The sequence below is a fragment of the Curtobacterium sp. 'Ferrero' genome (genome assembly GCF_002412165.1).
In the GTDB taxonomy this organism is placed as follows: domain Bacteria; phylum Actinomycetota; class Actinomycetes; order Actinomycetales; family Microbacteriaceae; genus Curtobacterium.
In genome coordinates, this window is the sequence record NZ_NXIA01000016.1 from 1 (window position 1) to 21952 (window position 21952).

The following is a 21952-nucleotide window of genomic DNA, read 5'->3' on the forward strand; positions in this document are numbered from 1 at the left end:
CGGCGACGGCCGGGCCGCTGGCCTCGGCCGGTCCACCCGTGACCGGCCCGCGCGAGGGTTCCGGACCCGCCGCACGCGGCACGGTCCGCCGCGGACGTCGCCCGGCCGCCAGGTCGTCGAGGGCGATGCGCGCCCGCGCCGCCTCGGCAGGGTCCGTCCCGGCACCCCACGCGACGGCCTCGAGCCGGGCTCGTTCCGTCGCCGCGTCGTCGTCGGCCATGGGCACTCCTGTGGTGATCGTCCTGATCGGACCCCATGTTCGCATGCACGCGCCGACGTGTCCGGCACGGACGCCGATCGGCTCGTCCGGACCCGCGAGGAGTAGTCGTGGAGCATGACCGATCCCCACGACGACCGCACGCACGGCCCGGACGAGGAGACCCTCGAACCGGTCAGCCACGACACCACCTCGGGTGAGGCCGACTACGTCGCCACGAGCCCGGGCGGCAGCGGCACGGAACGCCACGTCCCGACCGCCGACGAGGAGCAGGGCCGGGGCACGGAGTACGACCCCGTCGACCAGGGCCCGCAGCAGGAGGGCCAGGGCGGCTAGGACCGATCCGATCCACGCGAACTGCCCACCTGATCCGCGCGCCGCCCGGGACCACCGCGCGCGGGCGGGCAGGATCGGGGCATGACCGCTGGATCGCCGAGCACCCCCGCAACGGTCGCGCTCGACCGCGCGGGTGTGCCGTACACGCCGCACGTGTACGAACACCACGACAACGCCACCAACTTCGGTGAGGAGGCCGCCACCGCGCTCGGCCTCCGCGAGGAGCAGGTCTTCAAGACGCTCGTGGTGTCGGTGGACGGGCAGCTCGCGGTCGCGATCGTGCCGGTCGCGAACCGCCTCGACCTCAAGGCGATCGCGGCGGCGGTCGGCGGCAAGAAGGCGACGCTCGCCGACCCCGCCCTCGCCGAGAAGCGCACCGGCTACGTCGTCGGCGGCATCAGTCCGGTCGGCCAGAAGACGGCGCTCCGGACGGTGCTCGACGAGTCGGCGCTCGCCTACGACAGCATTTTCGTCTCCGGTGGTCGACGCGGCTTCGACATCGAGCTCGCGCCGGCCGACCTGGTGCGGGTGACGAACGCCGTCACCCGCCCGGTCGCGCGGACCTGAGTCGGGTCCGCGCAATTTCTTCCGCCGTCCGGGAATGGACGGCGGCTGCCTGCGTTGCATTGAGTCGAAGGCACTCAAGTCCAACCAGGAGGCACCCTTGCCAGAGACGTTCGGCCCCGACGGCAGCGACTCGTTCGACGAGTTCCTCGCCCGCCTGATCGCGGCCCAGCAGAGCGGTCAGCAGTGGGCGCGGCAGCAGCGGCCCACGCCGTTCGGACGCCCCGTCGACATCACGCGACTGCTCAGCCGTCGCACCCACCAGCTCCTCCAGCGCACCGCGGAGTACGCGAGCGAGCAGGGACAGCTCGAGATCGACGCGCTGCACCTGCTGCACGTCCTCGTCCGCACCGATCCGTTCACCGCGGTCGTCCGCCGTGCCGGCGCCGACCCGGAGCGTCTCGCCGACGAGATCGAGCAGCGGCTCCCCGTCCCCACGGACGAGGGCGCCCGCCCGGACGGTCGCCCGGCGCTGACCGGCACCGCCCAGCGCATCCTGCTCGAGGCGACCCAGGCCGCCAAGGGCTTCGGCAGCACGTACACCGACCCCGAGCACGTCTTCTTCGCGCTCGTCACGGACCAGGACACCGTCACCGGGCAGCTGCTCGCGAGCGCCGGCGTCACCCCGCAGGCGGTGCAGGAGTACGCCCAGGAGGCCGCCGCGGCCGCACGAGCAGGGAGCCCGATGCCCGGAACCACCACCGACACCACCGAGCAGAGCACCACGCCGACGCTCGACCAGTACGGCACGGACCTCACCGCCCGCGCCCGCGACGGCCGGATCGACCCCGTCATCGGCCGTGCCGACGAGATCGAGCAGGCCGTCGAGATCCTGCTCCGCCGCACCAAGAACAACCCCGTCCTCATCGGGGAGCCCGGTGTCGGCAAGACCGCCATCGTCGAGGGCCTCGCACAGCGCATCGTGGACGGCGACGTCCCCGCCCTGCTGCAGGGCAAGCGCGTCGTCGCGATCGACCTGCCGGGCATGCTCGCCGGGGCGAAGTACCGCGGCGACTTCGAGGAGCGCCTCACCAAGGCGATGGACGAGATCGCCGAGCACGCGGACGACCTCATCGTCTTCGTCGACGAGCTGCACACCCTCGTCGGCGCCGGTGGTGGCGGCGAGGGCGGGTCGATGGACGCGGGCAACATCCTCAAGCCGCGTCTGGCCCGGGGCGACCTGCACATGGTCGGCGCGACCACGCTGAACGAGTACCGCCGCATCGAGAAGGACGCGGCGCTCGAACGCCGCTTCCAGCCGGTCACGGTGGGGGAGCCGAGCGTCGAGGACGCCGTCGCGATCCTCACCGGGCTCGCGCCCCGCTACGAGGACCACCACGACGTGACGTACACGCCGGAGGCCCTCCGCGCCGCGGTCGAGCTGTCGCACCGCTACGTCACCGACCGGCACCTGCCGGACAAGGCCATCGACCTCGTCGACCAGGCCGGTGCCCGTCGTCGTCTCGCCCTGTCGGGCGACGTCGACGTCGCGGCCCTCCGCGCCCAGGTCACGGCCCTCACGGCGTCGAAGGACGCCGCCGTGGCGGAGGAGCACTACGAGGAGGCGTCGCGCCTGCGCGACGAGATCGACGGACTGGAGGCCCGGATCGCCGCCGCCTCGGAGGCGGACGCGACCCGCGCCTCCAGTCCGGAGCCGGGCGACCGCACGATCACGGAGGCCGACATCGCCAGCGTGGTGTCCCGCGCGACCGGGATCCCGGCCACCCGCCTGACCCAGGGTGACCGTTCGCGGCTCGCCGTCCTCGAGGACGAGCTCCACGAGCGCGTGGTCGGGCAGGACGACGCGGTCCAGGCGATCGCCCGCGCGGTGCGGCGCAGCCGGACCGGCATGGGCGACCCGCGTCGACCGGTCGGCAGCTTCCTGTTCCTCGGCCCGACCGGCGTCGGCAAGACCGAGCTCGCGAAGGCGCTCGCGTCCTCGCTGTTCGGTGACGAGTCTGCGATGCTCCGGTTCGACATGAGCGAGTTCGGTGAACGGCACACCGTGTCGCGGCTGGTCGGTGCCCCTCCCGGGTACGTCGGCTACGACGAGGCCGGGCAGCTCACCGAGCGTGTCCGCCGGAGCCCGTACTCAGTGATCCTGCTCGACGAGGTCGAGAAGGCCCACCCGGACGTGTTCAACCTGCTGCTGCAGGTGCTCGACGACGGGCGCCTGACCGACGGGCAGGGGCGCACGGTCGACTTCCGCAACACGGTCGTCATCATGACGTCGAACATCGGGTCCGAGTTCCTCGCGTCCCGGTCGGGTGCGCTCGGGTTCTCGGCGGTCGGCGCCGCGGACGGGTACGCGGAGGACGACCTGCGCGCACGGGTGATGGGCAAGCTCCGCGAGGCCATGCGGCCGGAGTTCATCAACCGCATCGACGAGATCGTCCTGTTCCGCAAGCTCGACCCGACGCAGATCGCGGCGATCGTGTCCCTGCTCCTGCAGGACACCGCGCTCCGGCTGCTCGGCCAGGGCATGACCCTCTCGGTGTCCGACGAGGCCGTCGCCTGGCTCGCCGAACACGGCTACGAGCCGGAGTACGGCGCGCGTCCGCTCCGGCGGCTCATCCAGCGCGAGGTCGACGACCGGATCGCCACCCTCGTGGTGTCGGACGCGGTCGTCACGGGCGACACCGTCCGTGTCGACGTGCGGGACGGCGCGCTCACCGTCGGAGCGGCACAGCCGGCCGCTGTCTGATCGGTCCCGGCGAACGGCCCGGTGTCCTTCGGGACGCCGGGCCGTTCGTCGTTCCTGCAGTGTTCACGACGGCAATCCGGACGGATTCCGGAAATCTTCGAGAAAAGGCTTGCGCGGACATTCCCGGTGTGGATAGTGTTCATGAGCACACAGTCAGCACGAGACCGAGAGGGGGCGAGACTCCATGATGATCACCACCATCACGACGCACCGCGGCACGCCGTTCACCGGCACGCAGTTCACCGGCACCACGCCGTTCCGTGCCGTCGCCGGACTCCTCGGCACCTCTGTCCGAGTCCGCTGACCGGAAGCGTCCGCTCCACGACACTCCTGCACTCCCGCACCGCAGCACCAGCCGTGCACTGATCGTCCGATCGGGCACCACGCCGGTCGGCCACCGCATCGCTGCTCGTGGTCGCTGCACGCGACGTCCCACGTCCTCCCGCCCGTGGCGGTGCGGACCGATCGTCGCGGTGGAATGCGCGAACAATGTCGACGGGAGCCGTGAGGCTCCGACCGTCGGCACACATTCCTGATCGCATTCTCGGGATGCCTCCGTGCATTCTTCCGTGCGGTCTTCCGTCAATTCTCCGGCCCGAATCCCGGGTCGATCAGTCGCGCCCGGGAACCGTCCGGGACGCCGTCCAGTAGGGGAACCACCACCATGTCCACGAAGACCTCCACCCGTCCTCCCGATACCCGTGCGGTGCGTCGCCGGGTGTCGCTGCCCGACCGCATTGCCCTCCGGGTCGGCCTCTGGCTGATCCTGTGGAGCCGCCGGACCACGCCCGTGCGCGTGTCCGTCGACTTCGCGACCCGGCAGCGGATCGAGCGTGAGCAGCGCGAGCGCGAGCTCCGGGTGCTGCTGCAGAGCGGCACCATGCACCTCTGGCGCTGAGCGGCGTGCTGCCCGTGCACCGCACAAGCGCCTCCGCACGACCGGAGTCACCTCGGACTGCGCGTCGCCGTGGTCCGGGGTGACCGCGGTCGTGCGTTGTCGGCTGGTCCCGGGTCCGGCTGACCGCCGCCGCTGCCGTACCGTTGTGCGGTGACCGAAACCGCTGCTGCCCTCGTCGACCGACTCACCGCGATCGTGCCGGACTTCCCGAAGCCGGGCATCCTGTTCCGCGACGTCACGCCCGTGTTCTCCGATCCGGTGGCGTTCGGCCGGGTCTGCGAGGCCCTCGCCGCCCCGTTCGCCGTGGGGGAGGGCTTCCAGGCCGTCGCCGGCATCGAGGCCCGCGGCTTCGCCCTGGCCGGTGGCATCGCCGCGCAGCACCAGGTCGGCGTCCTGACCGTCCGCAAGGCCGGCAAGCTCCCCGGCGAGGTGCTCAGCGAGCAGTACGCCCTCGAGTACGGCGAGGCCGAACTCGAACTCCGCCCGGGTCAGCTGCCCGAGGGCACGCGCGTCCTCGTCGTCGACGACGTCCTCGCGACCGGCGGCACCGCTGCAGCGACGATCACGCTGCTGGAGCGTGCCGGCTACCAGGCGATCGGGTTCGCCTCGTTGCTCGAACTCGACGGCCTCGCCGGACGCGAGCGCCTCGAGGCCCGCCTCCCCGTCACCACGCTCGGATCGGTCCCGGCCTGACGGAGCCGCGCCGCGCCTCCCGGCCGTTCCTGCACAGCACCGTTCCTGCACAGCCCACGCGCGACCGGACGCAGTCCACAGCGGAGCCGCCCCGCGGCGGCGGCGCACTAGTCTTGACCCACCCCTGAACGAACCGAGGAGCACCACGATCGTGACCGAAGCAGTCGCAGCGCACGCCGACGGCGCCGAGCCCGCAGACCTCCCCCAGGCACCCGAGCCCCGCACTGCGACGACGACCACGACCGGCACCGAGCTGTTCGACGGCGTCCGCGGCGTCGTCGCGATCCGGGTCGCCGGCGTGCTCAAGGACCTCGACGCGTCGGTCGACGCCGGTGCCCTGGTCGAGCCCGTCACGCTCGAGGAGCAGGACGGCCTCGACATCCTGCGGCACTCCGCCGCGCACGTGCTCGCGCAGGCCGTCCAGCAGATCAACCCCGACGCCAAGCTCGGCATCGGGCCGCCCGTCACCGATGGGTACTACTACGACTTCGACGTCGCCGAGCCCTTCACGCCGGAGGACCTCAAGGCCATCGAGAAGGGCATGGACCGGATCATCCGCCAGGCCCAGCGCTTCCGCCGCGTGGTCGTGACCGACGACCAGGCCCGCGAGCGCATGGCGGGGGAGCCCTACAAGCAGGAGCTCATCGGCCTCAAGGGCGCCGCGGAGTCCGGTGACTCGGGTGAGAGCGTCGAGGTCGGCGCCGGCGAGCTGACGGTCTACGAGAACGTCGACCCGAAGAGCGGCGAGGTCGTCTGGCAGGACCTCTGCCGTGGTCCGCACGTCCCGCACACCCGCTGGATCGGCAACGCGTCGAAGCTCATGCGCGTCGCCGCGGCGTACTGGCGCGGCTCGGAGAAGAACCCGCAGCTGCAGCGCGTCTACGGCACCGCCTGGCCCGACAAGGACCAGCTGAAGGCGTACCTCGTGCGGCTCGAAGAGGCGGCCAAGCGCGACCACCGCAAGCTCGGCGCCGAGCTCGACCTGTTCTCGTTCCCGGACGAGATCGGCTCCGGGCTGGCGATCTTCCACCCGAAGGGCGGCATCATCCGCCGCGAGATGGAGGACTACTCGCGCCGTCGGCACGAGCAGGAGGGCTACTCCTTCGTCTACACGCCGCACATCACCAAGGGCGACCTGTTCGAGCAGTCCGGGCACCTCGGCTGGTACAAGGACGGCATGTTCCCGGCCATGCACATGGACGAGGCCCGCGACGAGGACGGCAACATCACCCGTCAGGGCGCGGACTACTACCTCAAGCCGATGAACTGCCCGATGCACATCCTCGCGTACCGCTCGCAGGCCCGGTCCTACCGCGACCTGCCGCTGCGGATGTTCGAGTTCGGCACGGTGTACCGGAACGAGAAGTCCGGCGTCATCCACGGTCTGACCCGCGTCCGCGGCCTCACCCAGGACGACGCCCACATCTTCACCACGCAGGAGAAGATGAAGGAGGAGCTCACCACGACCCTCCAGTTCGTGCTGTCGCTGCTCCGCGACTACGGCCTCGACGACTTCTACCTCGAGCTCTCGACGAAGGACCCGGAGAAGTACGTCGGCGACGACGACGTGTGGGAGATCGCGACGAACACCCTGCGCGAGGTCGCCGAGGAGACCGGACTCGAGCTCGTGCCCGACCCGGCCGGTGCGGCGTTCTACGGCCCCAAGATCTCCGTGCAGGCCCGCGACGCGATCGGCCGCACCTGGCAGATGTCGACCGTGCAGCTCGACTTCAACCTCCCCGAGCGCTTCGAGCTCGAGTACACGGCGTCCGACGGGTCGCGGCAGCGCCCGGTCATGATCCACCGCGCCCTGTTCGGCTCGATCGAGCGGTTCTTCGGCGTGCTGACCGAGCACTACGCCGGTGCGTTCCCGGCGTGGCTGTCGCCCGTGCAGGTCGTCGGCATCCCGGTCGCGGCCGAGTACGGCGACTACCTCGACGAGGTCGTCGCGAAGCTCCGCTCGCACGGCGTCCGCGCCGAGGTCGACCACTCCGACGACCGCATGCAGAAGAAGATCCGCACGCACACCAAGGCGAAGGTGCCGTTCCAGCTCATCGCCGGTGGCGACGACCGGGAAGCGGGCGCGGTGTCGTTCCGCTTCCGCGACGGCCGACAGGACAACGGCGTGCCCGTGGACGAGGCGGTGGAGCGGATCCTCACCGCGATCCGCGACCGCGCGCAGGTCTGATGGCCACGGTCCAGCCGGGAGGCGCAGCCGAGGTCCCCGGGACCGGTCACGTCGCGGACGTGGTCGGCCCCGGAGCCGGCGGTCCGGCCGAGCAGACGGGTGCGGCATCGGGCACGACCGGTCCAGCGGGTCACGAGGACCCGCTGGTGATCCGCGACGCCGCGACCGGCGCGGCCGTCCCGGACGCCTTCCAGCGACTCTGGAACCCGCACCGCATGGCGTACATCGACGCCGGACGTGACGGGCGGGGCCGTGGGCACGAGGACGACTGCCCGTTCTGCGAGGCACCGCACAAGTCCGACGAGGACGCCCTCATCGTCGCCCGCGGGGAGCACGCCTACGTCCTGCTCAACCTGTTCCCGTACAACAACGGGCACCTCCTGGTCTGCCCGTACCGGCACGTGCCGCTCTACGACGAGGCGACCCCGGACGAACTCCGCGAGATGGGTGAGCTCACCCAGACCGCGATGCGCGTCCTGCGCGAGGTCTCGCACTGCGACGGCTTCAACATCGGCATGAACCAGGGCGAGGTCGCGGGTGCCGGGGTCGCCGCGCACCTGCACCAGCACATCGTCCCGCGATGGGTGTCCGACTCGAACTTCTTCCCGATCATCGCGCGGACGAAGTCGATGTCCCAGCTGCTCGGGGACACCCGCCGACTCGTCGCCGACGGGTGGCTCGCGGCGCACTAGACTGGGCGGCATCATGAGCGACAGCACCAGCACCCCGAGCACCCCCGGCACCTCGATCACCGGCTCCGACCGCGTCAAGCGGGGCCTCGCGGAGATGCTCAAGGGCGGCGTCATCATGGACGTCGTCGACGCCGAGCAGGCCCGCATCGCGGAAGAAGCCGGCGCCACCGCGGTGATGGCCCTCGAGCGCGTCCCCGCCGACATCCGAGCGCAGGGCGGCGTCGCCCGCATGTCCGACCCGTCGATGATCGAGGAGATCATCGCCGCCGTGTCGATCCCCGTCATGGCGAAGGCCCGCATCGGCCACTTCGTCGAGGCGCAGGTGCTGCAGGAGCTCGGCGTCGACTACATCGACGAGTCCGAGGTGCTCTCGCCCGCCGACTACGTCAACCACATCGACAAGTGGAACTTCACCACCCCCTTCGTGTGCGGTGCGACCAACCTGGGCGAGGCCCTCCGTCGCATCACCGAGGGCGCGGCGATGATCCGCTCCAAGGGCGAGGCCGGTACGGGCGACGTGTCCGAGGCCACCAAGCACATCCGCACGATCAACAAGGAGATCGCGGCCCTCCGGTACCTCAAGGAGGACGAGCTCTACGTCGCCGCGAAGGAGCTCCAGGCGCCCTTCGACGTCGTGAAGGAGGTCGCGCAGACCGGCAAGCTCCCCGTCGTGCTCTTCACCGCCGGTGGTGTCGCCACCCCGGCCGACGCCGCGATGATGATGCAGCTCGGCGCCGACGGTGTCTTCGTCGGCTCCGGCATCTTCAAGTCGGGCGACCCGGCCAAGCGCGCCGCCGCGATCGTCAAGGCGACGACCTTCCACGACGACCCGAAGGTCATCGCCGAGGTCTCCCGCGGACTCGGCGAGGCCATGGTCGGCATCAACGTCGCCGACGTCCCCGCGCCGCACCGCCTGGCCGAGCGTGGCTGGTAGTCCGACGGCACACCCGCGCATCGGCGTCCTCGCACTCCAGGGCGACTTCCGCGAGCACATCGCCTCGCTGACCGAACTCGGCGCCGATGTGGTGCCGCTCCGCCGACCGGAGGAGATCGCGTCGCTCGACGGCGTGGTCGTCCCCGGGGGTGAGTCGAGCGTCATGGACAAGCTCTCCCGGGCGTTCGGTGTCGCCGAGCCCCTGGCCCAGGCGATCCGCGGTGGCCTACCGACGTACGGCACCTGCGCGGGGATGATCATGCTGTCGGCGCGCATCGCGGCGGGCATCCCGGGCCAGCAGACGCTCGAGGTGCTCGACACGACCGTCCGGCGGAACGCGTTCGGCAGCCAGAACGACTCGTTCGAGATCGACATCCCGATGCCGGCGCTCGGCGGGGCCCCGGTCCACGCCGTGTTCATCCGGGCACCCGTGGTCGAGGAGCACGGCCCGGGGGTCGAGGTCCTCGGGGCCCTGCCAGACGGACAGGTCGTGGCGGTCCAGCAGGGCAACGTCATCGCGAGCGCGTTCCACCCGGAGGTCGCGGGGGAGGACCGGTTCCACCGGCGCTTCCTCGACCTCGTCCACAGCGCCTGACCGGCCGGCGCCCGACCCGCCGCGCTGGTTCCGCCGGCGGAACCAGGTTCCGGACACGACACCGCGAAGTTCCGCGGTGCTGTGTCCGGAACCTGGTTCCCCGCCGCCGCCGAGCACGGTCCACGCCGCCACGGCCGCGCGCTGTCCACAGGGCCAGCGCGGCGGACCCGCGCCGCGCCTCCCGGGTCGGTAGACTGACCAGGATTTTCCGCAAGACGCAAGGAGCACCGTGTCCGGGCATTCCAAGTGGGCAACGACCAAGCACAAGAAGGCCGTCATCGACCAGCGCCGTGCCAAGTCGTTCGCCAAGCTGATCAAGAACATCGAGGTCGCGGCGAAGATGGGCGGCGCCGACCTGTCGGGCAACCCGACCCTCGTCGACGCGGTGCAGAAGGCCAAGAAGACCTCGGTGCCGAACGACAACATCGACCGCGCCATCAAGCGCGGCGCCGGGCTGACCGGTGAGTCGATCGAGTACACGACCATCATGTACGAGGGCTACGGCCCGAACGGCGTCGCGATGCTCATCGAGTGCCTCACGGACAACAAGAACCGTGCCGCGGCCGAGGTCCGCACGGCCATGTCCCGCAACGGCGGCACCATGGCCGACCCGGGCAGCGTCGCCTACAACTTCTCGCGCAAGGGCGTCATCTCGGTGACGAAGACCGACGGCCTCGACGAGGACACCGTGATGGCGGCCGTGCTCGACGCCGGGGTCGAGGACGTCGTCGACCAGGGTGGCGGGTTCGAGGTCATCACCGAGGCCACCGACCTCGTCGCGGCCCGCACCGCGCTGCAGGACGCCGGGATCGACTACGACTCGGCCGACGCCGAGTTCGTCCCCGGTCTCAAGGTCCCCGTCGACGCCGACACCGCGCGCAAGGTGTTCAAGCTCATCGACGCCCTCGAGGACTCCGACGACGTGCAGAACGTCTACGCGAACTTCGACATCCCGGCGGACGTCCAGGCCGAGCTCGACGAGGACGAGGACTAGCCCGATGCTCCGGGTGCTCGGGGTCGACCCCGGGCTCACCCGGTGCGGCGTCGGCGTGGTCGAGGTCGCACCGAACCGGCGCGCCCGGCTCGTGCACGTGACGGTGGTGCGCACGCCGGCCGACATGGCCCTCGAGCAGCGGCTCCTCCGGATCGCCGACGGCATCGCGGCCGAGATCGACGAGCACCGCCCGCAGGCGGTCGCCGTCGAGCGGGTGTTCGCGCAGGCGAACGTCCGCACCGTGATGGGCACGGCGCAGGCCGCCGGGCTCGCGCTGCACGCGGCCGCGGCCCGCGGACTGCCGGTCGGGCTGCACACCCCGTCCGAGGTCAAGGCGGCCATCACCGGCTACGGCAACGCCGACAAACGGCAGGTCCAGACGATGGTGGCTGCCGTGCTCGGCCTCGCCGAGGCACCGAAGCCCGCCGACGCGGCGGACGCGCTCGCCCTGGCCGTCTGTCACGCCTGGAGGCTCGGATCGCCCGACCAGGTCGGCTCCGGCCCGTCGACCCTCACCCCGGCGCAGCGGGCCTGGCGCGAGGCGCAGCAGGGCACCGGAGCCGACTCACCCCTGGCCCGGGCCGCCGCGGCGGCGGCACGCGGCGGGTCGCGCGGCGTCACGCGTGGTGCCGGAGCAACGTCGGTGGGCGGCCCTAGGCTCGGAGCATGATCGCGAGCCTCCGGGGAACCTGCACCGACATCGCCGGGTCGAGCGTGGTGATCGAGGTCGGGGGCGTCGGGTACGCCGTCACCGTGACGCCCGCGCACGCCCTGACGATGCGGCACGGTGCAGAGGTCTTCGTCCGCACCGCGATGATCGTGCGCGAGGACGAGCACCTGCTGTTCGGCTTCGAGACCACCGATGCCCTGCGCGTCTTCGACCTGCTCCGCAGCGTCTCGGGCGTCGGTCCGAAGTCCGCCCTCGGCGTGCTCGCCCACATGGACCCGGGACAGATCGCCACCGCGGTCGCGAACGAGGACGACGCCGCCTTCCGCAAGGTCTCCGGCATCGGCCCGAAGACCGCGAAGCTCATCACCGTCGCCCTCGCGGGCAAGCTCGTCGCGTTCGAGCAGCCGGCACTGGCGGCCTCGCCGTCCGGTGTGCCCGCCCACCCCGCGTCGGAGGACGTCGTCACGGCACTGACCGGCCTCGGCTGGCGTGAGGACGCCGCCCGGTCGGCCGTCGACGCCGTCGTCGCCGAGGACCCGGCTGCAGCGACCTTCGGCACCCAGGCGCTGTTGCGCGCCGCGCTCGGGGCCCTCCGTCCCGCTGGTGCCGGCCGGTGAGCGGCATCACCGCTGCGGGCGCCGAATCGCAGGAGGAACTCGCGTTCGAGGGAGCGCTGCGTCCGCGCTCGCTCGACGAGTTCGTCGGGCAGCGCAAGGTCCGTGGGCAGCTCGACCTGCTGTTGAAGGCCGCGGCGATGCAGGAGCGGACGCCCGACCACATCCTGATGGCCGGCCCACCCGGTCTGGGCAAGACGACGCTCGCGATGATCGTCGCGCACGAGTCCGGGCGACCGCTGCGGATGTCGAGCGGACCGGCCATCCAGCACGCCGGTGACCTCGCCGCGGTGCTCTCGTCGCTCGTCCCCGGCGAGGTCCTGTTCATCGACGAGATCCACCGCATGGCGCGTTCCGCGGAGGAGATGCTCTACCTCGCGATGGAGGACTTCCGCATCGACGTGATGGTGGGCAAGGGGGCCGGCGCGACGAGCATCCCGCTCGACCTCGCGCCGTTCACGCTCGTCGGTGCCACGACCCGTGCGGGGCTGTTGCCGAACCCCCTCCGCGACCGCTTCGGCTTCACGGCCCACCTCGAGTTCTACGAGAAGGACGAGCTCGAGCAGGTCCTGATCCGAGCGGCGCACCTCCTCGAGCTCGACATCGACCGCTCGGCGCTCCGCGAGATCGCCGGGCGCTCCCGGGGCACGCCCCGCATCGCGAACCGCCTGCTGCGCCGTGTCCGCGACTTCACGCTCGTGCACCGTCCGGCCGACGGCATGGCCGCCGTGCAGGGCGCGCTGGAGCTGTACGACGTCGACGAGCTCGGACTCGACCGACTCGACCGCGCCGTCGTGCAGACCATGCTGACCAGGTTCGACGGCGGGCCGGTCGGCCTCAACACGCTGGCCGTGTCGGTCGGCGAGGAATCCGAGACCATCGAGTCCGTGGTCGAGCCGTTCCTCGTCCGACTCGGGCTCGTGACCCGGACCCCGCGCGGACGCACCGCCACGCCGCAGGCCTGGCGGCACTTCGGCATGACGCCGGGGCAGGGGATCGGCGCGCAGCCGGGCCTCTTCGACGACGAGGACTGACCACCGGTGCCGGGCGAGCCCGGATGCCCAGGCGGCACACGTGTTCCGGACCGGCGTGTGCCCTAGACTGCTACGGCCCGAAACCGAGCAACCAGAGAAGGCATCGCATCATGGGTCAAGAAGTCATCCTCATCGTCATCGTCGTGGCGTTCGCGGCCTTCATGTTCTACAACAGCCGCAAGCGCAAGAAGCAGCAGTCGGAGCTCGCGACCAAGATGGTCCCGGGCGCCCGGGTCATGCTGTCGTTCGGCCTCTACGGCACGCTCCTGTCGGTCGACGACGAGAAGGTCACCGCCGAGGTCGAGATCGCGCCCGGCACGGTCGTCACCGTCCACCGCCAGACGCTCTCGCGCGTCGTCGACGAGACCGCGAACGACGTCGACACGACCGTCACCACGGAGGACGAGCCGCGCCGCGTGACCGAGCTCAACGGTGAGCCCGTCGTCGAGGACCCGAGCGCCCCCGCGTACGGTGAGCGCACCGACGACCCGACCTCGCGCAAGCACGACAACTGATATTCTCGGCCGTCGGGTCGTGAGACCCGACTGCAACACCTCTGCCGTCGGCGCCTGTCGTCGGTCCTGACAGAAAGACGAGACGACCGGTGGCACGACCGACACCCGTCAAGAAGGCGCTTCGATCGCTCACCTGGTTGGTGATCCTGATGGCGGTGCTCGCGGGGCTGAACACCGCCGCGTCGATCCTGGCGAGCACGACGAAGAACGACTCGAAGGACTGGTTCGCCGGTGCCAGCTGGGTCCCGGAGCTCGCGCTCGACCTCCAGGGCGGCACGCAGCTGACCCTGGCGGCGCAGAACACACAGGGCGACTCCGTCACCAGCCAGCAGCTGAACCAGGCCGTCAACATCATCCGGCAGCGCATCAACGCGTCCGGTGTGTCCGAGGCGCAGATCAACACCCAGGGCGCGAACAACATCGTGGTGTCGATCCCGGGCAAGCCGGACCAGGCGACCATCGACCGCATCGAGGCGGCCGCGAAGCTGACGTTCCGCCCGGTCCTCTACACCGAGGCGGCGACGAACAGCGCCGTCGGCGGCTCGGACGGCTCGACCGCCTCGCCGACGCCGTACTCGCCGCCGGCGTCCCTCGCCGCCACGCCGAGCACGAAGCCGACGAACGCGAGTGACCTGGCGTACGTGACGCCGAGGCTGCAGGCGCTCTACACGAACTACGACTGCAAGGCGCCGGACGACGTCACCACGGCACCCGACGACCAGCCGCTCGTCACCTGTGACCAGGACGGTGCCGCGAAGTACATCCTCGGTCCGGTCGAGGTGTCCGGGTCGGACATCAGCAACGCCACGTCCGGGCTCGCCACCGACTCCCAGGGCACCTCGACGGGACAGTGGGCGGTCAACCTGAGCTTCAACGGCCAGGGCACGAAGGACTTCCGCACCGTCACGAACCGCCTCGTGTCGCTGCAGGCCCCGCAGAACCAGTTCGCGATCGTGCTCGACGGCACCGTCATCACGGCGCCGGCGACCAACTCCGCGATCACGAACGGCAAGGCGCAGATCACCGGGTCGTTCACCGCGGAGTCCGCGAAGACCCTCGCCGACCAGCTCAAGTACGGTGCGCTGCCGATCAACTTCCAGGTGCAGTCGAACGAGAACATCTCGGCGACGCTCGGCACGGCGCAGCTCGTCGGCGGTCTGGTCGCGGGCCTGATCGGCCTCATCCTGGTGATCATCTACTCGGTGATCCAGTACCGCGCGCTCGCGTTCGTCACGGTCCTGTCGCTGACGGTGGCGGCCGCGCTCACGTACCTGGTCATCGCGATCATGTCGTGGCGCATCGACTACCGGCTCTCGCTCGCCGGGGTCGCGGGTCTGATCGTGGCGATCGGCATCACCGCGGACTCGTTCATCGTCTACTTCGAGCGCATCCGCGACGAACTCCGGGACGGCCGCGGGCTCGAGGGCGCGGTGGAGGCCGGCTGGCGTCGCGCGCTCCGCACGATCCTGGCGTCCGACTCGATCAACTTCCTGGCCGCCGTCGTCCTGTACGTGCTCGCGGTCAGCGACGTGAAGGGCTTCGCGTTCACGCTGCTCCTCACGACCATCATCGACATCGTCGTCGTGGTGCTCTTCACGCACCCGATGATGCAGCTCATCGCCCGGAGTCGGTTCTTCGGCGAAGGGCACCGGTTCAGCGGGCTCGACCCGTCGGCCCTCGGCGCCGTGTACCGCGGGCGGGCGCAGTTCCGCGCGCCCGTCGTGGACGGCAAGCGACAGCAGCGCAGCGCGGGTGAGGCCCAGCGCCGCCAGACCATCGCCGAGCGCAAGGCCCGCGAGGCAGCGGGCGACAACGGCTCCACGCCGGACGGGAAGGACGACTGATGGCCAGTTTCAGCCAGTTCGGCAGCGACCTCTACACGGGCAAGCGCTCCTACGACATCGTCGGACGCCGTCGCACGTGGTACCTGATCGCGATCGTCGCGATCGTGGTGTCGCTCGTGGTGCCGTGGCTCCGTGGCGGGTACCAGCTCGGCATCGAGTTCACCGGCGGGTCCGAGTTCACGATCTCCGACGTCGCCACGACGAACCAGTCCATCGCGACGGACACGGTCGAGAAGATCGTGCCGGAGGGCATCCCGCGCGTCTCGCAGCTCGGCCAGCACGGCATCCGCGTGCAGACCGCGCAGCTGACCGACCGGCAGACGACCGAGGTACAGGACGCCCTGGCGAAGGCCTACGACGTCCCGGACAGCCAGGTCGCGTCGACGTACATCGGTGCGACGTGGGGCGCCGACGTCCTCGCGCAGGCGGTACGCGGCCTGGTGATCTTCCTCGCGCTGGCCGCGATCGTCATGGCGCTCTACTTCCGCACTTGGAAGATGTCCGTGTCGGCGATGGTCGCGCTGCTGCACGACCTGCTGATCACGGCCGGCGTGTACGGCATCGTCGGGCTGGAGGTCACGCCGGCCGCGGTCATCGGCTTCCTGACGATCCTCGGCTACTCGCTGTACGACACCGTCGTGGTGTTCGACAAGGTGCGGGAGAACACCAGCCAGGAGAGCCACCGGACCTTCAAGCAGTCGGTGAACCTCGCGGTCAACCAGACGCTCGTGCGCTCGATCAACACGTCGGTGGTCGCGTTGCTCCCGGTCGCGGCGATCCTCTTCATCGGGTCGTACGTCCTCGGCGCGGGGACCCTCCGCGACATCTCGCTCGCGCTCTTCATCGGCATCATCGTCGGCACGTACTCCACGATCTTCATCGCGTCCCCGATGTACGCGCACCTGCGGGAGAACGAGCCGAAGATCAAGCAGGCCGACGCGAAGAAGGAGCAGGCTGCGGCCAAGCGCCAGCAGCAGGTCGACGCGGCAGCGGGGGTCTGACGGGCATGGACATCCACGAGATCGACATCGCCGAGGCGCGGCGACGCGTGGACGCGGGCGCTCCGCTGTTCGACGTCCGCGAGCAGGGCGAGTGGGACGAGGTGCACGCACCGCAGGCGACGCTGGTGCCGATGTCCGAGCTGGTCGCCCGGTGGCAGGAGATCGACGGGGGTGACCAGCCGGCGATGGTGATCTGCCACTCCGGCGGACGGTCGGCACGGGTCGTCGCCGCGCTCGAGCAGTCCGGCGTCCCCGCGGTGAGCGTCGCCGGTGGCATGACCGCGTGGGAGCAGTCCGGCGCCGAGGTGGTCCGCGCTGGTGGTCCGGCGTCGGCCGGGTCCGCCGCCGAGAGCGAACCGCGTCACGAGCACTGACCGGACGCGCGTAGTCTTGTCGGATCGAGCACGGAGCGTCCCCGCTCCGCACCGGGCCACGGGAGGCGCATCATGACCGACACGCGCGAATCCACGCCGTCGGACGCTGCGAGCCGCCCGGTCTCGCCAGGACGACCGACCAGTCCGCTCGGCCCGAACACCACGGGCAACATCGGGTCGCTCCGCTCACTGCTGCCGCGGCTGTTCTCGCGCGCACAGCCGGCCGGGGCGGTCGACACGCTCATCCGGACGGTGCGCTCGCACCACCCGAAAGCCGACGTCACGCTCATCGAGCGGGCGTACTCCGTCGCCGAGCAGGCGCACGACGGCCAGAAGCGGAAGTCCGGCGAGCCGTACATCACGCACCCGGTCGCCGTCGCCCAGATCCTCGCCGACCTCGGCATCGGTCCGATCACCATCGCGGCAGCGCTCCTGCACGACACGGTCGAGGACACCGACTACCAGCTCGACCAGCTCCGCGCGGACTTCGGGGACGAGATCGCGATGCTCGTCGACGGCGTCACGAAGCTCGACAAGGTCAAGTACGGCGACAGCGCGCAGGCCGAGACGGTCCGCAAGATGGTCATCGCGATGTCAAAGGACATCCGGGTCCTCGTCATCAAGCTCGCCGACCGACTCCACAACGCGCGCACGTGGGGCTTCGTCGAGTCCGCCTCCGCGACCCGCAAGGCCAAGGAGACGCTCGAGATCTACGCGCCGCTCGCGCACCGGCTCGGCATCCAGATGATCAAGCTCGAGCTCGAGGACCTCTCGTTCGCGGTGCTCCACCCGAAGCTGTACGTCGAGATCGACAGCCTGGTGAAGGAGCGCCAGCCGAAGCGCGAGCAGTTCGTCCAGAACGTCATCGGGACGCTGAAGAAGGACCTCAAGGCCGCGAAGATCCGCGGCGACGTGATGGGCCGCCCGAAGCAGTACTACTCGATCTACCAGAAGATGATCGTGCGGGGGCGCGAGTTCGACGAGATCTACGACCTGGTCGGCATCCGTGTCCTCGTGCCGACGGTCCGCGACTGCTACGCGATGCTCGGCTCGGTGCACGCGCGGTGGACCCCGCTGCCCGGCCGGTTCAAGGACTACATCGCGACGCCGAAGTTCAACCTGTACCAGTCGCTGCACACCACGGTGCTGGGGCCGCAGGGTCGAGCCGTCGAGATCCAGATCCGCACGCACGAGATGCACCAGCGCGCGGAGTTCGGTGTCGCGGCGCACTGGAAGTACAAGCAGCGGGTGACCGGCCGCGACGTCGACACGTCGAGCCAGAGCGACCAGGACATGGCGTGGCTCGCGCACATCACGGACTGGCAGGCCGAGACGAGCGATCCGGGGGAGTTCCTCGACTCGCTCCGGTACGAGATCGGCGCCAAGGAGACCTACGTCTTCACCCCGCAGGGCAAGGTCATCGGCCTGCCGGCGGGCGCCACGCCGGTGGACTTCGCCTACGCCGTGCACACCGAGATCGGGCACCGCACGATGGGTGCGAAGGTGAACGGCCGGCTCGTCCCGCTCGAGAGCACACTGTCGAGCGGCGACGTCGTCGAGATCTTCACCTCCAAGAACCCCGACTCCGGTCCGAGCCAGGACTGGTTGACGTTCGTCCGCAGCCCCCGCGCGCGCAACAAGATCAAGCAGTGGTTCACGAAGGAGCGCCGCGAGGAGGCGATCGAGCAGGGTCGCGACGCGATCGCCCGGGCGATGCGCAAGCAGAACCTGCCGCTGCAGCGCATCCTCAGCCAGGACACCATCGCCGAGGTCGCTTCGTCGATGCGGTACGACGACGTGTCCGCGCTCTACGCGGCGATCGGCGAGGGCCACGTGTCCACCCAGTCGGTCATCGAGAAGGTCCTCGGCAGCGTCCAGACCGAGACCGAGACGGACGAACCCGAGCTCGCCTTCCCGCGTCAGGTCACGAGCCGGCAGCTCCGGAACAGCGACTCCGGCGTGCTCGTCCGCGGGGCGCCCGACATCCTCGTCAAGCTCGCCAAGTGCTGCACCCCGGTGCCCGGTGACCAGATCGTCGGGTTCATCACCCGTGGTCAGGGTGTGTCCGTGCACCAGGCGTCCTGCAGCAACGTGAAGTCGCTCATGAACGAGCCCGACCGGATGATCGAGGTCGAGTGGGCGCCGTCGTCGAAATCGGTCTTCCTCGTGCAGATCCAGATCGAGGCGCTCGACCGCTCCGGTCTGCTCAGCGACGTCACGCGGGTCCTGACCGACCACCACGTCAACATCCTGTCGGCCACCGTGTCGACCTCGTCCGACCGGCTGGCGTTGAGCCGGTTCGTCTTCGAGATGGGCGACACGACGCACCTCGACCGGGTGCTCAACGCGGTCCGGCGCATCGACGCCGTCTACGACGTGTACCGCGTCAGCGCCGGCTGATTCCGGCACGCCCAGCGCCGACGCCCGGCACGCCCAGCGCCGGCGCGCCGAGGAGCGCAGCGCGCCGGCGCCCGGGGAGTTCACCGCGCCGCGATCCGGGACAGCCGCCGGAGGGCCTGCCGCGCCATCGGGACGCCCTCGAGCGCCTGCAGCCGGGCCGTCACCCGGTCGACGTCGACCAGCCCGAGGTCGAGCAGACCGCGGACGGCCGCCTCGTCCTGCGGGTCGAACCGGCCGGCCGCGGGACCCGGTGTCCGGAGGAGGTCGAGGGCGGTCCGCTCCGGCCGGGTCACCGCGAGGTCGGCGAGCACGACGACGTCGGCGGGGTCGAGGACGACCTCACGCAGCCGGACCTCCGTCCCGACGCGGAGCCGGACGTGCTTCGGCACGACGCACTCGTGGGGGAGCGGCGGCCGCGAGACCCCGCCCCAGATCCAGGTCGCGGTCCGTGTGGCGGCGACGAGCCGTCGGTCCGGGAGCGCCCACGCGGTCGCAGCGGCCCGGAGCGCCGGGTCCTGCGGCTCCACGGTCGCTGCCCAGCACTCGCCGACCGCCACCAGCTCACCGGCCAGCACCGCGGCCCGCAGCTCGCTCTCCGGCCAGTCGTCGGTGGTCAGGAGACGAGGACGGCGCACTCGTCGATCCTGCCGGACCAGCCGACCGCGACGACGGCGCCTGTGGAGAGCGCCCCCGCTACGCACGGTGCGGGGCTGCGTCCCCACGTGCCTCCCGACAGGACGCGACGCGAGGAACCGACGCGACGCGACGAACGAACGGACGCGACGCGACGAACCGACGCGACGCGACGAACGAACGCGGCGCGATGGCCGCCGCAACCCGCGCCGTCAGCGCAGGACGTCGGCGCGGTGCACCAGCGCCGCAGCGCCGATGAGCGGACCGTCCTGCGACAGCCCGGTCGGGACGATCCGCACCTTCGTGACGAAGGGGAACTCGGTCCGCTCGGCCACCGCGGCCCGCGCGTACTCGAACAGGTCGGGCGTGACGTGCGAGAAGCCGCCGCCGATGGCCACGACCTCGAGGTCGACGAGGCTCGTCGCCGCCGCGATGGCCTGTCCGAGCGCCCGCCCGCTGCGCCGGACCGCGGCGACCGCGACCTCATCACCGGCAGCGTAGGCGGCCGCGAGCTCCTCGCCCGTGCTGCCGGCGAAGCCCTGGCGCTGTGCCCACGCGACCGTCTTCGGACCGCTGGCGACCGCCTCGAGGCACCCGGTGCCGCCGCACGCGCACGGGTCGTCGTACCCGCCGCACTCGACGTGGCCGATGTGGCCGGCGTTCCCGGTGGGGCCGCTGACCGTGCGGCCGTGCAGGATGAGCCCGCCGCCGACACCGGTCGAGACGATCATGCCCATCACGTGGTCGTACCCCTGCGCTGCGCCGACCCAGTGCTCGGCGAGGGTGATCGCGAGGCCGTCCATGCGGAGCGTCACCGGCGTGCCCGCCGGGACGTGCCGTGCGACGCGGTCGCGGAGCGGGTAGCCGCGCCACACCGGCATGTTGAGTGGTGAGACGAGCCCGTCGACCTCGTCGACGGGGCCCGCCGAACCGATCCCGACCCCGACCAGCCGAGCGTCGGAGGGCAGGGTGGCCAGGGTCGCCGTGACGACCTCGTCGACGGCCGCCTGCAGCTCGTCGGAGGTCCGGCCTGGCCCGGTCGGGCTGCGGTGCCGGGTCCCCGGCAGGACGACGCCCTGGTCGGTGACCAGGGCCGCCTCGACCTTCGTGCCGCCGAGGTCGACCGCCAGTGCGACGGCTGCGGGCTGGGTGGTGCTGTCGGTCATGTTCGCTCCGGTGCGACGGACGGGAGGCTCGGCGCACGTCCCGGACGCGTCGTCGCGTCCGGCGGGTGCTCGCCTCGGGCTGGGGTGGGGGTCAGTACGAGGAGGTGTCGTCGCCGAGGGACGATGCTGCGCCGGTCTCGGCGCGGTGGGCGACCTCGTCGAGGATGCGTGCCGAGGCGCTCGTGCCGATGCGGTCCGCGCCGGCCCGCACCATCTCGATGAGGGTGTCGAGCCCACGGACGCCGCCCGAGGCCTTCACCCCGGTGTCCGGACCGACCGTCTCGCGCATCAGCCGGATGTGCTCCGCCGAGGCACCGCCCCCGGCGAACCCGGTGGAGGTCTTGACGAAGGCGGCACCCGCACGCTGCGCCGCCCGTGAGGCCGCGACGATCTCGTCGTCGGTGAGGAACGCCGTCTCGAGGATGACCTTGACGACGGTGTCCCCGGCCGCCTCGACCACGGCGCGGACGTCCTGCTCGACGCGCTCCCAGTCGCCGGACCTGGCGGCACCGATGTTCTGGACCATGTCGAGCTCGAACGCTCCGTCGGCGAGGGCCTGCAGCGACTCCGCGACCTTGGCTGCGGTCGAGGTCGTGCCGTGCGGGAAGCCGATCACGGTGCCGACGCCGACCCCGGTGCCGGCCAGGCGCTCCACCGCGTGCGCGACGTCGCTCGGCCGGACGCACACGCTGAAGACGCGGTGCGCCGCGGCCTCGTCGAGCTGCGCGTCGACGTCAGCGCGGGTCAGCTCGGGCTTGAGGATCGCGTGGTCGATGAGCGCCCGGACCGCGTCGGCGTCGAGGTGGCCTGCGTCGGACTGCTCGGGGGTGGGGATGGCTGCGTTGTCCACCCCGCAAGCCTACCCGGAGGCGACCGGCGTACCGTG

Annotated in this window: 22 protein-coding genes; 18 read left to right on the top strand and 4 right to left on the bottom strand. The window is 71.1% G+C overall.

The annotated features are described in order from the left end of the window. The coding region (locus tag Csp2054_RS13340) for a hypothetical protein (protein WP_217990924.1) at positions 1-220 on the bottom strand (220 nt) is incomplete at its 3' end. A 114-nt stretch (positions 221-334) separates the two neighbouring features. Here Csp2054_RS13340 and Csp2054_RS13345 point away from each other — a divergent pair. The 18 genes from Csp2054_RS13345 (at position 335) to Csp2054_RS13430 (ending at position 19267) form a co-directional block, all read left to right on the top strand. Next, entirely contained in the window at positions 335-553 is a 219-nt protein-coding gene (locus Csp2054_RS13345; protein ID WP_096899880.1) for a hypothetical protein, read from the top strand. Positions 554-634: 81 nt separating this feature from the next. Then, complete coding sequence (gene ybaK, locus Csp2054_RS13350; RefSeq protein WP_096899882.1) at positions 635-1120, top strand: Cys-tRNA(Pro) deacylase; 486 nt, start codon at positions 635-637, stop codon at positions 1118-1120. A 97-nt stretch (positions 1121-1217) separates the two neighbouring features. Then, the gene (locus Csp2054_RS13355) at positions 1218-3821 is read left to right on the top strand and encodes an ATP-dependent Clp protease ATP-binding subunit (protein ID WP_096899883.1); all 2604 of its coding nucleotides are present in this window, start codon (positions 1218-1220) and stop codon (positions 3819-3821) included. Positions 3822-4485: 664 nt separating this feature from the next. Beyond that, entirely contained in the window at positions 4486-4719 is a 234-nt protein-coding gene (locus tag Csp2054_RS13360) for a hypothetical protein (protein ID WP_141399266.1), read from the top strand. 150 nt (positions 4720-4869) lie between these two features. Next, positions 4870-5412 carry an adenine phosphoribosyltransferase gene (locus tag Csp2054_RS13365; RefSeq protein WP_096899887.1) on the top strand — a complete coding sequence of 181 codons (543 nt, stop codon included), beginning with the start codon at positions 4870-4872 and terminating at the stop codon, positions 5410-5412. Positions 5413-5563: 151 nt separating this feature from the next. Continuing rightward, entirely contained in the window at positions 5564-7600 is a 2037-nt protein-coding gene (thrS, locus tag Csp2054_RS13370; RefSeq protein WP_411897156.1) for a threonine--tRNA ligase, read from the top strand. Continuing rightward, the gene (locus Csp2054_RS13375; RefSeq protein WP_096899889.1) at positions 7600-8292 is read left to right on the top strand and encodes an HIT family protein; all 693 of its coding nucleotides are present in this window, start codon (positions 7600-7602) and stop codon (positions 8290-8292) included. The genes thrS and Csp2054_RS13375 overlap by 1 nt, the downstream gene beginning before the upstream one ends. A 13-nt stretch (positions 8293-8305) precedes the next feature. Beyond that, positions 8306-9226 carry a pyridoxal 5'-phosphate synthase lyase subunit PdxS gene (pdxS, locus tag Csp2054_RS13380; RefSeq protein ID WP_096899891.1) on the top strand — a complete coding sequence of 307 codons (921 nt, stop codon included), beginning with the start codon at positions 8306-8308 and terminating at the stop codon, positions 9224-9226. Further along, positions 9216-9821 carry a pyridoxal 5'-phosphate synthase glutaminase subunit PdxT gene (gene pdxT / locus Csp2054_RS13385; protein ID WP_096899893.1) on the top strand — a complete coding sequence of 202 codons (606 nt, stop codon included), beginning with the start codon at positions 9216-9218 and terminating at the stop codon, positions 9819-9821. Before pdxS ends, pdxT begins: the two co-directional genes overlap by 11 nt. A 229-nt stretch (positions 9822-10050) precedes the next feature. Then, positions 10051-10815 (top strand): YebC/PmpR family DNA-binding transcriptional regulator, encoded by a 765-nt coding sequence (locus Csp2054_RS13390; protein ID WP_096899895.1) that lies wholly within the window; start codon positions 10051-10053, stop codon positions 10813-10815. A gap of 4 nt (positions 10816-10819) precedes the next feature. Next, on the top strand, positions 10820-11485 hold the full coding sequence (gene ruvC, locus Csp2054_RS13395; protein ID WP_096899897.1) for a crossover junction endodeoxyribonuclease RuvC: 666 nt from the start codon (positions 10820-10822) through the stop codon (positions 11483-11485). Next, on the top strand, positions 11482-12102 hold the full coding sequence (gene ruvA, locus Csp2054_RS13400; RefSeq protein WP_096899898.1) for a Holliday junction branch migration protein RuvA: 621 nt from the start codon (positions 11482-11484) through the stop codon (positions 12100-12102). Before ruvC ends, ruvA begins: the two co-directional genes overlap by 4 nt. After that, positions 12099-13133 (top strand): Holliday junction branch migration DNA helicase RuvB, encoded by a 1035-nt coding sequence (ruvB, locus tag Csp2054_RS13405; RefSeq protein WP_096899900.1) that lies wholly within the window; start codon positions 12099-12101, stop codon positions 13131-13133. Before ruvA ends, ruvB begins: the two co-directional genes overlap by 4 nt. A gap of 110 nt (positions 13134-13243) precedes the next feature. After that, a complete protein-coding gene (locus Csp2054_RS13410; RefSeq protein WP_176491706.1) occupies positions 13244-13648 on the top strand; it encodes a preprotein translocase subunit YajC in 405 nt (134 codons plus the stop codon). An 89-nt stretch (positions 13649-13737) separates the two neighbouring features. Next, a complete protein-coding gene (gene secD, locus Csp2054_RS13415) occupies positions 13738-15492 on the top strand; it encodes a protein translocase subunit SecD (RefSeq protein WP_096899904.1) in 1755 nt (584 codons plus the stop codon). Next, positions 15492-16493, top strand: a complete 1002-nt coding sequence (gene secF, locus Csp2054_RS13420) for a protein translocase subunit SecF (RefSeq protein ID WP_096899906.1) — start codon at positions 15492-15494, stop codon at positions 16491-16493. The genes secD and secF overlap by 1 nt, the downstream gene beginning before the upstream one ends. A 5-nt stretch (positions 16494-16498) precedes the next feature. Next, positions 16499-16867 carry a rhodanese-like domain-containing protein gene (locus Csp2054_RS13425; RefSeq protein ID WP_096899908.1) on the top strand — a complete coding sequence of 123 codons (369 nt, stop codon included), beginning with the start codon at positions 16499-16501 and terminating at the stop codon, positions 16865-16867. Positions 16868-16939: 72 nt separating this feature from the next. Further along, positions 16940-19267: a RelA/SpoT family protein gene (locus Csp2054_RS13430; RefSeq protein ID WP_255252748.1), complete on the top strand. Its 2328-nt coding sequence runs from the start codon at positions 16940-16942 to the stop codon at positions 19265-19267. A gap of 80 nt (positions 19268-19347) precedes the next feature. On the opposite strand, the gene Csp2054_RS13435 is transcribed toward Csp2054_RS13430, so the two are convergent. The 3 genes from Csp2054_RS13435 to deoC all read right to left on the bottom strand — a co-directional run bounded on the left by Csp2054_RS13435 (position 19348) and on the right by deoC (position 21916). Then, positions 19348-19902, bottom strand: a complete 555-nt coding sequence (locus tag Csp2054_RS13435) for a hypothetical protein (protein WP_096899910.1) — start codon at positions 19900-19902, stop codon at positions 19348-19350. Between the two features lie 210 nt (positions 19903-20112). Beyond that, the gene (locus tag Csp2054_RS13440) at positions 20113-21066 is read right to left on the bottom strand and encodes an ROK family protein (RefSeq protein WP_096899911.1); all 954 of its coding nucleotides are present in this window, start codon (positions 21064-21066) and stop codon (positions 20113-20115) included. Between the two features lie 91 nt (positions 21067-21157). Continuing rightward, positions 21158-21916, bottom strand: a complete 759-nt coding sequence (gene deoC / locus Csp2054_RS13445) for a deoxyribose-phosphate aldolase (protein WP_411897157.1) — start codon at positions 21914-21916, stop codon at positions 21158-21160. Positions 21917-21952: the final 36 nt, after the last annotated feature.